13 protein-coding genes and 1 tRNA gene are annotated in these 13,478 nt (G+C 69.1%); 6 read left to right on the top strand and 8 right to left on the bottom strand.

All coding sequences use genetic code 11. From position 1 onward, the window contains the following. Nucleotides 1-287: 287 nt before the first annotated feature. From msrQ to clpB, 3 genes are all read right to left on the bottom strand, one after another. Nucleotides 288-962, bottom strand: a complete 675-nt coding sequence (gene msrQ, locus V8J36_RS05115) for a protein-methionine-sulfoxide reductase heme-binding subunit MsrQ (protein ID WP_442902459.1) — start codon at nt 960-962, stop codon at nt 288-290. Continuing rightward, the gene (msrP, locus tag V8J36_RS05110) at nt 946-1,887 is read right to left on the bottom strand and encodes a protein-methionine-sulfoxide reductase catalytic subunit MsrP (RefSeq protein ID WP_336466156.1); all 942 of its coding nucleotides are present in this window, start codon (nt 1,885-1,887) and stop codon (nt 946-948) included. The genes msrQ and msrP overlap by 17 nt, the downstream gene beginning before the upstream one ends. Nucleotides 1,888-2,229: 342 nt before the next feature. Then, complete coding sequence (gene clpB, locus V8J36_RS05105) at nt 2,230-4,845, bottom strand: ATP-dependent chaperone ClpB (protein ID WP_336466155.1); 2,616 nt, start codon at nt 4,843-4,845, stop codon at nt 2,230-2,232. 298 nt (nt 4,846-5,143) lie between these two features. Here clpB and V8J36_RS05100 point away from each other — a divergent pair, with 298 nt between their 5' ends. Together V8J36_RS05100 and pyrF are read left to right on the top strand one after the other, a co-directional pair. Beyond that, a complete protein-coding gene (locus V8J36_RS05100) occupies nt 5,144-5,377 on the top strand; it encodes a hypothetical protein (RefSeq protein ID WP_336466154.1) in 234 nt (77 codons plus the stop codon). A 78-nt stretch (nt 5,378-5,455) separates the two neighbouring features. After that, on the top strand, nt 5,456-6,211 hold the full coding sequence (pyrF, locus tag V8J36_RS05095) for an orotidine-5'-phosphate decarboxylase (protein ID WP_336466153.1): 756 nt from the start codon (nt 5,456-5,458) through the stop codon (nt 6,209-6,211). A gap of 129 nt (nt 6,212-6,340) precedes the next feature. Here pyrF and V8J36_RS05090 read toward each other — a convergent pair whose 3' ends face one another. From V8J36_RS05090 to V8J36_RS05080, 3 genes are all read right to left on the bottom strand, one after another. Further along, on the bottom strand, nt 6,341-6,733 hold the full coding sequence (locus V8J36_RS05090; protein WP_336466152.1) for a hypothetical protein: 393 nt from the start codon (nt 6,731-6,733) through the stop codon (nt 6,341-6,343). A 61-nt stretch (nt 6,734-6,794) separates the two neighbouring features. Beyond that, nucleotides 6,795-7,070: an NfeD family protein gene (locus V8J36_RS05085; RefSeq protein ID WP_336466151.1), complete on the bottom strand. Its 276-nt coding sequence runs from the start codon at nt 7,068-7,070 to the stop codon at nt 6,795-6,797. Continuing rightward, complete coding sequence (locus V8J36_RS05080) at nt 7,070-7,960, bottom strand: SPFH domain-containing protein (protein WP_336466150.1); 891 nt, start codon at nt 7,958-7,960, stop codon at nt 7,070-7,072. Before V8J36_RS05080 ends, V8J36_RS05085 begins: the two co-directional genes overlap by 1 nt. A gap of 175 nt (nt 7,961-8,135) precedes the next feature. Between V8J36_RS05080 and ilvD the strand changes: the two genes are divergently transcribed. Next, the gene (gene ilvD / locus V8J36_RS05075; RefSeq protein WP_336466149.1) at nt 8,136-9,983 is read left to right on the top strand and encodes a dihydroxy-acid dehydratase; all 1,848 of its coding nucleotides are present in this window, start codon (nt 8,136-8,138) and stop codon (nt 9,981-9,983) included. Nucleotides 9,984-10,095: 112 nt separating this feature from the next. On the opposite strand, the gene V8J36_RS05070 is transcribed toward ilvD, so the two are convergent. Then, nucleotides 10,096-10,590: an acyloxyacyl hydrolase gene (locus V8J36_RS05070; protein ID WP_336466148.1), complete on the bottom strand. Its 495-nt coding sequence runs from the start codon at nt 10,588-10,590 to the stop codon at nt 10,096-10,098. A gap of 173 nt (nt 10,591-10,763) precedes the next feature. Between V8J36_RS05070 and V8J36_RS05065 the strand changes: the two genes are divergently transcribed. Further along, nucleotides 10,764-12,047 (top strand): DNA polymerase IV, encoded by a 1,284-nt coding sequence (locus V8J36_RS05065; protein WP_336466147.1) that lies wholly within the window; start codon nt 10,764-10,766, stop codon nt 12,045-12,047. A gap of 23 nt (nt 12,048-12,070) precedes the next feature. Here V8J36_RS05065 and V8J36_RS05060 read toward each other — a convergent pair whose 3' ends face one another. Then, entirely contained in the window at nt 12,071-12,937 is an 867-nt protein-coding gene (locus V8J36_RS05060; RefSeq protein WP_442902458.1) for an N-formylglutamate amidohydrolase, read from the bottom strand. A gap of 139 nt (nt 12,938-13,076) precedes the next feature. Here V8J36_RS05060 and V8J36_RS05055 point away from each other — a divergent pair. After that, nucleotides 13,077-13,151, top strand: a tRNA-Val gene (locus V8J36_RS05055). 68 nt (nt 13,152-13,219) lie between these two features. Beyond that, complete coding sequence (gene ykgO, locus V8J36_RS05050; RefSeq protein WP_336461159.1) at nt 13,220-13,345, top strand: type B 50S ribosomal protein L36; 126 nt, start codon at nt 13,220-13,222, stop codon at nt 13,343-13,345. Nucleotides 13,346-13,478: the final 133 nt, after the last annotated feature.

The following is a 13,478-nucleotide window of genomic DNA, read 5'->3' as shown; positions in this document are numbered from 1 at the left end:
TGGCGCTGCCCGCTCCAACCGTCCTCGAATTTCCTTCAGCGTTTCCAGCGTCTTGCGACCCGGCTACCGCACCGTTGCAGTGTTGTCCGCTTCGGTGAGGGGGTTCTACGGATAACACCCGACCGCCGCAAGAGGCTTTTTCACCCGGACCCCGACTTTTTGCCAAGCCCGTCATCAAACCGCAAAATATTGGGGTTAGAGGGCCACCGACCACCACGTCGCCGGCCGCGGAGACGGAAAGTTGCGCGAGTCGGGGGGACCCGCGCAACCGTTTCCCGGGTCTGCCCTCAGGCCCGCCCGGCCCCGCGGACCGGAGCGTTGCCCGCGGCCCGTCCCGTCCGCCGCAGGATGCCCAGACGCAGCAGCAGCAGCGCCGCGATTCCCGCCAGGTAGAGCATCGGCTCTGGCTGCCAGGTCCGCACCAGCAGGATGAAATGCAGCGCCCCCAGCACCGCAGCCGGATAGACCAGCCGATGCAGCAGCCGCCAGCGCGCCCCCAGCCGCCGGATCGACGCGGCGTTCGAGGTGATCGCCAGCGGCAGCATCAGCGCGAAGGCCAGCATGCCGATGGTGATGTAGGGGCGCTTGAGGATGTCGCGCCCCATCTGTGCCCAGAGCAGGCCCATGTCCAGAACCACCCAGGCCGCCAGATGCGCCAGCACATACCAGAAGGCCAGCAGCCCCAGCGCGCGGCGGAACTTCAGCAGGTTCACCCCCACCCAGGTCCTGAGCGGCGTCACCGCCAGCCCGCCCGCCAGGAACTGCAGCCCCAGCTTGCCCAGCCGATGCTCGATCTCCTTCACCGGATCGATGCCGAGCCCGCCCTGCAGCGTCAGCCAGACGATCCAGGCCGCCGGCAGCGCGCCCAGAAGATAGATCGCCCAGACCGGCACCCGCCGGGCCCGCGTGTTGATCGCGCCGACCAGGGCGGACTGGCGCAGCCGCTCAGTAATCCTTTGCAAGGTCCATGCCCTTGTAGAGATCGGCCACCTGTTCGCCGTAGCCGTTGAACATCTGCGTCTCCTGCCGGCCGCCGAACAGCCCCGCGCCGATCCGCCGCTCGGTCGCCTGGCTCCAGCGCGGATGGTCGACCTTGGGGTTCACGTTGGCATAGAAGCCGTATTCGTTGCTTTGCAGCATCTTCCAGGTCGCCTTCGGCTCCTGCGGGACAAGGCTGATCTTCACGATGCTCTTGATGCCCTTGAAGCCATACTTCCACGGCACCACCAGCCGCAGCGGCGCGCCGTTCTGGTTGGGCAGCGGATCACCGTAAAGGCCGGTGGCAAGAATGGTCAGCGGGTGCATCGCCTCGTCCAGCCGTAGCCCCTCGCGATAGGGCCATTCGATCCAGCGCGCGCGCTGGCCCGGCATCTCCTCGGGGCGCATCACCGTCTCGAAGGCCACGAATTTCGCGCCGGGCTGGACGCCAGCCTTGTCGAGCAGCGTCTTCAGCGGGAAGCCGATCCAGGGGATCACCATCGACCAGGCCTCGACGCAGCGCAGACGATAGATCCGCTCTTCCAGCGTCACGTCCTTCAGGATGTCGTCGAGCCCCCAGGTGCCGGGCCGGTCGACCATGCCGCCGATCTCGACCGTCCAAGGCTCCGGCTGGAACTGGCCCGAATAGTTCTTCGGGTCGGACTTGTCGGTGCCGAACTCGTAGAAGTTGTTGTAGCCGGTGATCTCTTCCAGAGTGTTCGGCGTCTCGGTCGTCGAGTATTTCGACGGGATGTAGGTCAGCTTGGCCGCGGCAGGCCCCGCCAACCCTGCCAGACCCAGCCCCACGGCCCCGGCCATCAGCTGGCGGCGGTTCAGGTAATCGGCGCGCGGCGTCACCTGCGACCAGCCGATCCTCGGTCCGAGGCGGGATTGCATGTCTCGGGTCATCTCGGGTCTCCTTGGTTGCGGCACGCCCCAAGGGGCCGGGCCGGATCTGCGCCTCGTGCAGGGACTACGAAGGTGCAGGCCCGGCGGTTCAGGGTCGCGCGGTCACATCGCCTCGATCCTGCCCTTCACGACGCTAGCGCGCGAGATCCCATCCCTCACGTCTCTTCACGACCTCACACCGCGTTGTGACCGGAAATCCCCACGGGGCCGCCGCCCCTTCCGCTGAGGATAGCAAGCGGACCCTCGACACCGATGCTCTCGGCCCTGTCGTGGTCCGCGCAAACGAACGGGGGCGGCCCATCCGGACCGCCCCCGCTTTTGTTGTCCTGCCTGCGGCCCGGCTCAATGAACCGAGGCTTCGACCGGCTTCACGCGCGCCGAGGGGCGCACGCGGCTGCCGACCACCAGTCCGTCGGTATTGGCGGTGACCTTCACCGTCTCGCCGTCGCGGACCTCGCCGCCCAGCAGCATCTCGGCCAGCGGGTCCTGCAGGTTGCGCTGGATCACCCGCTTCAAGGGCCGTGCCCCGAAGACCGGGTCATAGCCTTCATCGGCCAGCCACTGCCGCGCGGCCTCGTCCAGCTCCAGCGCGATCTTGCGCTGCGCCAGCCGCTTTTCCAGCCGCGCCATCTGGATGGTGACGATCCCGTCCATGTTGTCGCGGGTGAGCCGGTGGAAGATCACCGTCTCGTCCAGCCGGTTCAGGAACTCGGGCCGGAAATGCGCCCGCACCGCTTCCATCACCGCCGCCCGCGCCAGCGTCGAGTCCGCGCCCTCGGGCAGCTGGCTCAGCGCCTGGCTGCCGAGGTTCGAGGTCAGCACGATCAGCGTCTGCTTGAAATCGACGGTGCGGCCCTGACCGTCGGTCAGCACCCCGTCGTCCAGCACCTGCAGCAGCACGTTGAACACGTCCGGATGCGCCTTCTCGACCTCGTCGAACAGGATCACCTGATAGGGACGCCGCCGCACCGCCTCGGTCAGCACGCCGCCCTCGTCATAGCCCACATAGCCCGGAGGCGCGCCGATCAGGCGGGCCACCGCGTGCTTCTCCATGAACTCGGACATGTCGATGCGCACCATCGCCTGATCGTCGTCGAACAGGTATTCGGCGACGGCCTTGGTCAGCTCGGTCTTGCCGACCCCGGTGGGGCCAAGGAACAGGAAGCTTCCCAGCGGCCTGTTCTCGTCATTCAGCCCCGCCCGCGCACGGCGGACGGCATTGGCGACGGCGGTCAGCGCCTCGGGCTGGCCGATGACGCGGCCGCTCAGCACCTCTTCCATCTTCAGCAGCTTCTCGCGCTCGCCCTCGAGCATCTTCGAGGTCGGGATGCCCGTCCAGCGCTCGACCACCTCGGCGATCTGCTCGGGGCGGACGGCCTCTTCGACCATCAGCCCGTCCTCGACCGCCTCGGCCTCGCCCAGCTTCTTCTCCAGATCCGGGATCCGGCCATACTGAAGCTCGCCGGCCTTGGCGAAGTTGCCCTCGCGCTTGGCCTGCTCCAGTTCCGCCCGCGCCCGGTCGAGCTGCTCCTTGAGGCCGCGGCTCGCATCCAGCTTGTCGCGCTCCGCCTGCCATTTCGCGGTCATCTCGGCCGCACGGCCCTGCAGCTCGGCCAGATCCTTCTCCAGCGTCTGCAGCCGGTCCTTCGAGGCCGCGTCGTCTTCCTTCTTCAGCGCCTCGGCCTCGATCTGCATCTGCAGGATCTGGCGGTCGAGCTGGTCCAGCTCCTCGGGCTTGCTGTCCACCTCCATCCGCAGCCGGCTCGCGGCTTCGTCGACAAGGTCGATGGCCTTGTCGGGCAGGAAGCGGTCGGTGATGTAGCGGTGCGACAGCGTCGCCGCCGCCACCAGCGCCGAGTCCGAGATCCGCACCCCGTGGTGCAGCTCGTATTTCTCCTTGATGCCGCGCAGGATCGAGATCGTGTCCTCGACCGTCGGCTCGCTGACCATCACCGGCTGGAAGCGCCGCGCCAGCGCCGCGTCCTTCTCGACATACTTGCGGTATTCGTCGAGCGTGGTGGCGCCCACGCAATGCAGCTCGCCGCGCGCAAGCGCCGGCTTGATCAGGTTCGCGGCATCCATCGCGCCATCGGTCTTGCCGGCGCCCACCAGCGTGTGCATCTCGTCGATGAACAGGATGATCTCGCCCGCGGTGGTCTCGATCTCCTTGAGGATCGCCTTCAGACGCTCTTCGAACTCGCCACGGTATTTCGCGCCCGCGATCAGTGCGCCCATGTCCAGCGCCAAGAGCTTCTTGTTGCGCAGGGACTCGGGCACATCGCCGTTGACGATGCGCAGCGCGAGGCCCTCGGCGATCGCGGTCTTGCCGACGCCGGGTTCCCCGATCAGCACCGGGTTGTTCTTCGTGCGCCGGCTCAGCACCTGCATGGTGCGCCGGATCTCGTCATCGCGGCCGATGATCGGGTCGATCTTGCCCTGTTCGGCGGCCTCGGTCAGGTCGCGGGCATATTTCTTCAGCGCGTCATAGCCTTCCTCGGCCGAGGCCGTGTCGGCGGTGCGCCCCTTGCGGATGTCGTTGATCGCGGCGTTCAGGTTCTGCGCGGTGACCGCGCCCGCATCCAGCGCATCCTTGGCCTTGGTGTTCACCATCGCCAGCGCCATCAGCATCCGCTCGACCGGCACGAAACTGTCGCCCGCCTTCTTGGAAACCTTCTCGGCTTCGTCCAGCACCCGCACCAGGCTCGGGTCGACATAGACCTGGCCCGCGTCGCCCGAGACCTTCGGGTTCTTCGACACCGCCAGCTCGACGGCCTCGCTCACGCGCTTCGGCTCGCCGCCGGCGCGGCGGATCAGGTTCGAACTCAGGCCCTGGTCGTCATCCATGAGCGCCTTCAGCAGGTGCTCGGGCATCAGTCGCTGGTGCCCCTCGCGCATCGCGATCGTCTGGGCGGCCTGGATGAAGCCGCGCGAGCGCTCCGTGAACTTTTCCATGTTCATCGGCAATTCCCCTTTCCATCAAGCCCCCGCTCCGGCCCCGCCCGCATCCGGCACGGGACCCGCAGGTCTCGATCCGAAATCTGTGGTCATCGGGCAACAGTTTCAAGGGCCACCGACCCCGATCCTGTCCCGATCCGGCCCGCACCCGGCCGCCCTGCGTCACCCGGTCGCGCCGGGCCGGTTGACCTAAGGGTCACGTCGCCGCCACATTCGGGAAACCATTTCTTTCCCAACGCGTTGCAGGATCGCAAGTGACCCGCGGCGTCAAGGCCGCGTCCCGCCCGAAGGAGGGCCCCCGATGCGTGTTCTCTCTGCGAAAGTGACCCATGCCCGCCGCCTGCGCGACTTCGGCCGCGTCGAGGCGCTGGTGACGCTGCTGGTCAAGGCCGACGGCCGCCCCGTCCCGTTCGAAACGCGGGTGCTGACCTCGGCCCCCGTCCACGGACCCGGCGCGCTGCGCGACCGGCTGATCGGCAGCGCCCGGATGCTGCACCAGCGCCAGATGCAGGCCCGCGCCCGCCTCGCCGCCTGACCTCTCGCGGCCGGCTTTTCCTTGACCTCGGCGCGCCACGGCGGCAGAGCAGGGAAAATCCAGCCAAGGAGAGTTCCGATGACCGACGCAGCGACGGCGATGCGCGCCGACGGCCGCCTGTCCGACGACCGTCTTATCGTGGCGATCGACCTGCCCGACGCGGTGCAGGGCCTCGCCTTCGCCGAAACGCTCGGTGACGCGGTCAGCTTCTACAAGATCGGCCTCGGCATGCTGACCGGCGGCGGGCTCGCGCTGGCGAACGAGCTGAAGTCCGAACACGGCAAGCGCATCTTCCTCGACATGAAGCTGTTCGACATCGGCGCCACGGTCGAGGCGGCGGTGCGCGGCCTCGCCCGGTTCGAGATGGATTTCCTCACCGTCCACGGCGACCCGCATGTGGTGCGCGCGGCCAAGGAAGGCGCCGGCGGCTCGGCCACGAAGATCCTCGCGGTGACGGTGCTGACCTCGCTCGACCGCGCCGATCTCGACGAGGGGATGATGGTCGCGGGCGACATCCACGAGATCGCGATCGAGCGTGCGGCCCGCGCCCTGGCCGCCGGGGCCGACGGCGTGATCTGCTCGCCGCAGGAAGCGGCGCGGGTCCGCGCCCTGCCCGAGGCGGCAGGCCGGCTGATCGTGACGCCGGGCGTGCGGCCGGCGGGGGCGGATCTGGGCGACCAGAAGCGGATCGCGACGCCGGCGCAGGCGATCGCGGATGGGGTCGACCATATCGTCGTCGGCCGTCCGATCCACCGCGCCGCCGATCCGCGGGCCGCGGCGGCTGCGATCGTGGCCGAGATGAACTCGGTGCAGGCGCGGCTGCCGAACCACTGAGCCGGAAACAGGGTCGGGGGGAGCCGCGGCTCCCCCCGCACCCCCCTGCGCCCGGGCGCTTCTGCCCGGCGCTCGATGCGAAAAGGGCGGCCCCGAGGGGCCGCCCTTTCCTGTTCAATCAGGGCCGTCTTAGTTGGCCGGGGCCGGAGCCGGGGCTTCGGTGCCACCGGTGGCACCGCTGTCAGCCGGGGCGGCTTCCGGGGCCGGGGCCGGGGCGGCCGGCTCGGCGACCGGCGCGGTCGCGGCAGGGGCGTCGGCGGCGGGCGCGGCGCTGTCGGCAGCGGGTGCCGTCACGTTGTTCTCGATCGTCGCATCGGGGGCCGGGGCCGAGGGCTCGTTGCCCGAGACGAGGAAGAAGATCACGCCCAGCGCCACGACGATGGCGCCCAGAATGAAGAAGATCCCGTTGCCGCCCGAGGTCTTGGTGGTCTCGAGCCGACGGTCGTAGGCGGGATCGCGGGGGGTGTTCCCGAAGTTGTCCTGCATCATGTCCTCCTGGTTCAACAGGTTCTGGGCAGACAACTCGCAGCCGCCTTCCGGGGTTCCTGAGCGGGCCCGGCGATAGAGCGGATCCTTGCCGATCTCAGTTTTCGTTGATGTCGCGGTCCCAGCGCTTCACCTGCCCCCGGCGCACGCCCATCAGCCGCCGGGCAAGCGCCCAGGTGACCAGCGAGGCCAGCGCGAAGACCAGAAGCACCGGCCCCAGCGTCGCCCCGATCAGCCCGGTCCAGACCAGCACCCCGGTGACCGCGGCGCCGCCCGCGAAGCCGAAGGCCACGAAGCCCGGCAGCAGCGTCTCGGCGATGCCGAGGGCCGCCGCCGCCACCAGCCAGACCCACCAGACCTGCCAGAGCGCCATCAGCCCCGCCCCCGCAGCATCCGGAACGCGTCCCCCAGCGCCTCGAGCGCCGCGGCCGGCACCACGATGGTCTGCTTGCCGGTGCCTTTCCCCAGCGCCTCGATCCCCTCGACCTGCCGCATCGCCACCTGGTACTGCGCCGCCTCGAGCCCGTTCTTCGCGATCGCCTCGGCGATCACCCCGGTCGAATAGGCCTCGGCATCGGCCAGCACCCGCTTGGCCTTGGCCTGCTGCTCGGCCGCATAAAGCTCGGCATCGGCATTCAGCTCGACCGCGCGCTTCTTGCCCTCGGCCTCGGTCACCTGCGCGCGCCGCGCGCGCTCGGCGTTCAGCTGCTGCAGCATCGCCGCCCGCGTCGCATCGTCGAGGTTCACGTCCAGCACCTCGGCCCGCGTCACCTCGATCCCCCAGTCGTCGACCATCGCCGCCACCTGCTCGCGCACCTTCTCGATCAGCTGCGCGCGGTTCGACTGCACCTGGTCCAACTCCATCCGCCCGATCTCCGAGCGCACGATCCCCGCCACCGTCGTGGCGATCGCCGCATCGACATCGCGGATCCGGTAGACGGTCTTCTCGGGCTCGGTGATCCGGTAGAAGACGCTGGTCTCGACCTTCACCAGCACGTTGTCGGCGGTGATCGCGTCCTGCATCGCATTGGGCAGTTGCCGTTCGAGGATCGAGATCCTGTGCCGCACCACGTCGATGAACGGCACGATGAAGTTCACCCCCGGCCCCAGCACCGCGCGCAGCCGCCCGAAGCGCTCGACCACATGCTTCTCGGACTGTGGCACGATCCGCACGCCCAGAAAGATCGACACGATCACGAACAGCGCGATCGCGATCAAGACCGCGTTGCCGCCCGTCAGTTCCCCTGCAAGTCCGCCGTCCATGATCCCTCCTCGCACCAGCACCCCGCGGCCATCCTGCCCTGCCCCGGCGCCCACGGCCAGCGGTTCCGCGCTTTCCCTTGCCCCCAAGTCACTCTATGGTCCGCGCCCGAGGAACATCCGGCCCGGGCCTTCGAGGAGAGGCGCCTGCGGGCCAGCCAGCCGAAGGACCCGACCCATGCCGCATTATCGCTCGCGCACCTCGACCCATGGCCGCAACATGGCCGGCGCCCGTGGCCTCTGGCGGGCCACCGGCATGAAGGACAGCGATTTCGGCAAGCCGATCATCGCGGTCGTGAACTCCTTCACCCAGTTCGTGCCCGGCCACGTCCACCTGAAGGACCTCGGCCAGCTGGTCGCCGGCGAGATCGAGCGCGCGGGCGGCGTCGCGAAAGAGTTCAACACCATCGCCGTCGATGACGGGATCGCGATGGGCCATGCCGGGATGCTCTATTCGCTGCCCTCGCGCGAACTGATCGCCGACTCGGTCGAATACATGGTCAATGCCCATTGCGCCGACGCGATGGTCTGCATCTCGAACTGCGACAAGATCACCCCCGGCATGCTGATGGCCGCGATGCGCCTGAACATCCCGGCGGTCTTCGTCTCGGGCGGCCCGATGGAGGCCGGCAAGGTCCTGCTGAAGGGCAAGGAGGTCGCGCTCGACCTCGTCGACGCGATGGTCGTCGCGGCCGACGAGAAATACACCGACGAGGAAGTCGCGGTGATCGAGCGCTCGGCCTGCCCGACCTGCGGCTCGTGCTCGGGGATGTTCACGGCGAACTCGATGAACTGCCTGACCGAGGCGCTGGGGCTGTCGCTGCCCGGCAACGGCTCGACGCTGGCCACCCATGCCGACCGCAAGCGGCTCTTCGTGGAAGCCGGCCACCTGATCGTCGACCTCGCCCGCCGGCACTATGAACAAGAGGACTATTCGGTCCTGCCGCGCTCGATCGCCAGCTTCGAGGCCTTCGAGAACGCCATGTCGCTCGACATCGCGATGGGCGGCTCGACCAACACCGTGCTGCACCTGCTGGCCGCCGCCCATGAGGGCGAGGTGAACTTCTCGATGGAGGACATCGACCGGCTGTCGCGCCGCGTGCCCTGCCTGTGCAAGGTCGCGCCCGCCAAGCAGGACGTGCACATGGAAGACGTGCACCGCGCCGGCGGCATCATGGCGATCCTGGGCGAGCTCGACCGCGCGGGCCTGCTGCACCGCGACCTGCCGACCGTGCATTCGCCCTCGATCGGCGCGGCCATCGAACGCTGGGACATCGCGCTGAACCCCTCCGAACAGGTGCAGGAGTTCTTCAAGGCCGCGCCGGGCGGCGTGCCGACGCAGGTGGCCTTCAGCCAGCAGCAGCGCTGGACCTCGCTCGATGCCGACCGCGAGACGGGCGTGATCCGGTCCAAGGAGCATGCCTTCAGCCAGGACGGCGGGCTGGCGGTGCTGGCGGGGAACGTGGCGCTCGACGGCTGCATCGTGAAGACGGCGGGCGTGGACGAGTCGATCCTGAAGTTCTCGGGCCCGGCCAAGGTCTATGAAAGCCAGGACGATGCCGTGTCCGCGATCCTGACCGGCAAGGTCGTGGCCGGCGACGTGGTGGTGATCCGCTACGAAGGCCCGCGCGGCGGGCCGGGGATGCAGGAAATGCTCTACCCGACCAGCTACCTGAAATCGAAGGGCCTCGGCAAAGCCTGCGCGCTGATCACCGACGGGCGCTTCTCGGGCGGCACCTCGGGCCTGTCGATCGGCCATGTCTCGCCAGAGGCGGCCGAGGGCGGCGCCATCGCGCTGGTCAAGGATGGCGACATGATCGACATCGACATCCCGGGCCGCACCATCTCGCTGCGCATCGACGATCACGAGCTGGCGGCGCGCCGGGCCGAGCAGGAAGCGCGCGGCGAGGCCGCCTATACGCCCGCGACCCGCGACCGGAAGGTCTCGACCGCGCTCAAGGCCTATGCGGCCTTCGCGACCTCGGCCGCCAAGGGCGCGGTGCGCGACATCACGCTGCTGAAGTAAGAAACAGGGTCGGGGGGCCAGCGTGGCCCCCCATCGCCATCGGCTCTCGGACCGATGGCGTGCCGACGGCGATCCCCCCGGCTCTGGCGCTGCCCGATGACGGGTCCGCCCGTCAGAAGCCGATGCGATAGCGCAGCGACAGGCCGTTCACGCCCGGGTTCTCGTCGGCCAGATCGGCGTTCGAGACATGGCTCGCCGCCAGCGACACCGCGCCCTGACCGATCCGGTAGCCCACGCCCAGCACGGTGCGGAATTCCAGCTCGTCGCCAAGATCCGTGGAATAGCCGCCGTCGTTGTAGAAGCCCGGCATGAAGCTGCCCTCGATGAACCAGCTCTGGCCCATCGGGATCATCATCGTGACGCCGGCGCCGGCGAAGGCGCTGTCCTCGTCGCTGTAGAAGGCGCCAAGGCCCAGCCCGAACTGCACCGCCCCCAACTGCCACATCGGCGCGCTGTGCAGTTCGAACGACAGCACCGTCGCCTCTTCGTTCTTGTAGTCGAGCGCCCCGAGCCCGATCACGACATCGGCGGCCTGCGCATGGCCCGCGGCCAGCACCGTCGCGACGGCGAGGGAGGCGGCGCCAAGGCCCGCAATACGAATTGCCATCTGTCAGTCCCCTTCGGCCGGCGACGCAGCGCCGGGCATGTCCGTGCCTCCCCAGGCAAATTGAACTGACCAGTGCGGATGCCATCCGTCAAGCGGCCTCTGCGCGCCGGCTGCAGACGGCCGCGCCGGTGAGTCACCCCTGCAACGCCGCCCGCGCCCTGCTATAAGGGGCCATGACCGCCAGCGCCCCGCTTCCCAGCCTCTGCCGCGACTGCCTCGCCCGGTTCGAGGCGGCGCCCGGCCCGCGCCTGCGCTGCCCCGCCTGCCGCAGTCCGCGGGTGCTGGGCCACCCCGAACTCTTCGACCTCTCGATCGCCCACATGGATTGCGACGCCTTCTACGCCAGTGTCGAGAAGCACGACGACCCCGCGCTGGCCGACCGGCCGGTGATCGTCGGCGGCGGCACCCGCGGCGTGGTCTCGACCTGCTGCTACATCGCGCGGATCTCGGGCGTGCGCTCGGCGATGCCGATGTTCCAGGCGCTGAAGCTCTGCCCCGACGCGGTGGTCGTGAAGCCGCGGATGGCGCGCTATGTCGAGGTCTCGAAGGCGATCCGTGCGATGCTCGAGGAACTCACGCCGCTGATCGAGCCCCTGTCGCTGGACGAGGCCTTCCTCGACCTGACCGGCACCGCGCGGCTGCACGGCGCGCCGCCCGCGGTGCTGCTCGCGCGTCTCGTGCGGCGGATGGAGACCGAGCTGGGGATCTCGGGCTCGATCGGCCTCTCGCACAACAAGTTCCTGGCCAAGACCGCCTCGGATCTCGACAAGCCGCGGGGCTTTTCGGTGATCGGGCGCGGCGATACCGCGGCCTTCCTGAAGGGCAAGCCGGTCGGGCTGATCTGGGGCGTCGGCACCGCGACGCAGGCCGCGCTGGAGCGCGCCGGCATCCGCACGCTGGACGACCTGCTGCGCTGGGACCGGCGCGACCTGGCAGAGCGCTTCGGGGCCTCTGGCGACCGGCTCTGGCACCTCGCGCGGGGCGAGGATCACCGCCGCGTCTCGCCGCATCACCCGGTGAAGTCGATCTCGAAGGAAACCACCTTCAACGAGGACACCGCCGCCCTCGACACGCTTCTGGGCCATGTCTGGCGGCTGTCGGAACAGGTCTCTGACCGCGCCAAGGCCAAGGAGATGGCGGGGCGGACGGTGACGCTGAAGCTCAAGCGCGCGGATTTCACCCTGATCAGCCGCCGCCACGCGCTGCGCGAAGCCACGCAGCTGGCCGACGTGATCTGGACCGAGGCCGAAAAGCTTCTGCGCGCCAACCGCGATCCGGGGCCGTTCCGGCTGATCGGAGTCGGGATCTCGGATCTGGTGCCGGCCGCGGCGGCCGACCTGACCGGCGACCTTCTCGACCCCGCCGCCCGCGCCCGCGCCGCCACCGAACGCGCCACCGACGCGATCCGCGCCCGATTCGGCGCCGACGCGATCCGCAAGGGCCGCGCGCTGCGCTGAGGGGCCGCGCCCTGCGCTGACCGCTACTCGGCCGCCAGCGGCTGCGCCTCGGCCCGGCCGATCTCGACCAGTCGCGCCATCACCCGGCCGATCAGCGCCCGAAACGGCTCGAACCCCTGATGCGGGGTGATCGTGCGCTCGTCCATGTAGAGCGCGCGGTCGATCTCGATCTGCACGGCATGGCGATTCGAGGCCGGGCGGCCATGGGTCTGCACGACATAGGCCCCGGCGAAGGGCACGTTGCGCCCGACGCGCAGCCCCTCGGCCTCGAAGGCCTGCTCGATCGCGTGGACGATGCCCGGCGCGGCGGTGGCGCCGAAACGGTCGCCGATCACCACCTGCGGGCGCGGGCCGCGGCCCTGCTCGACCGCCTCGTGCGGCATCGAATGCATGTCGATGAGAATCGCCTGCCCGAACCGGCCCCAGACCTGGTCGGTCAGCGCCGACAGCCGGGCGTGATAGGGATGCCAGGCCAGTTGCAACCGCGCCTCGGCCTCGACCCGGGTCATCTTGCCCTGCCGGATCACCCGCCCGGCCGAAACCACGCGGGGAATCACCCCCAGCCCGGAGGCGACTCGGGGATTGTGCGGCGCGCCGCGGACCCCGTCGATTAACGCTGGGTCAAGCTCGTCGCAGGCGCGGTTCAGATCGACGAAGGCGCGCGGCAGCACCGCCGTCATCAGCGCCGCGCCAAGCCCCGGCGCCACGTCCAGAAGCCGGTCCATGAACGCATCCTCGGACGAGCGCAGCGTGTGCGGATCAAGCGAGGCCCCGTCCAGAAAGGCCTGTGGATACTGGTTCCCGCTGTGCGGAGAGGCGAAGACGACACTGCCCGCCTGCCGGGCCGGCAGGCGCAGACGATAGGCGGGCATGTCTTCGAAGAGCGTCATCACGAGGGCCAATATAGTCCGTGCCGCGAGTTTGCCAAAAGCCCTTGAAAGGGAAATCCGAACTGTCTATAGACCCCGGGACCGAGACGACCTGCCCCGCCGGAACGGCAACGGAAAGGGGGGGCAAGACGACGAGGACGGGCGCGTAGCTCAGCGGTAGAGCACTACGTTGACATCGTAGTGGTCACAGGTTCGATCCCTGTCGCGCCCACCATCACCGCCCCCGGAAACGGGGGCATGTTTGTTTCAAGGCGCACGCGCGCCGCGAATGGGAGAAGACCGATGAAGGTCCGGAACTCGCTCCGCTCGCTCAAGCAGCGTCACCGCGATTGCCAGGTCGTGCGCCGCAAAGGCCGCATCTACGTGATCAACAAGACGCAGAAGCGCTACAAGGCCCGCCAGGGTTAATCCCTGGGCCAAGGCGCGGCGACCGCAAGGTCACGAGCGTGAAGATGCGGCCGTCGGGGCAACCCGGCGGCCTTTTCCTTTGCGCGCCGCCGCGATCGAAACAGGGTCGGGGGGACCGCGGGTCCCCCCGAGC

The sequence above is a fragment of the Frigidibacter sp. MR17.14 genome (assembly GCF_037095735.1).
Taxonomy (GTDB): Bacteria; Pseudomonadota; Alphaproteobacteria; order Rhodobacterales; family Rhodobacteraceae; genus Frigidibacter.
Note: the sequence above shows the minus strand (reverse complement) of the source record. Positions and strands in the feature narration are given on the sequence as shown.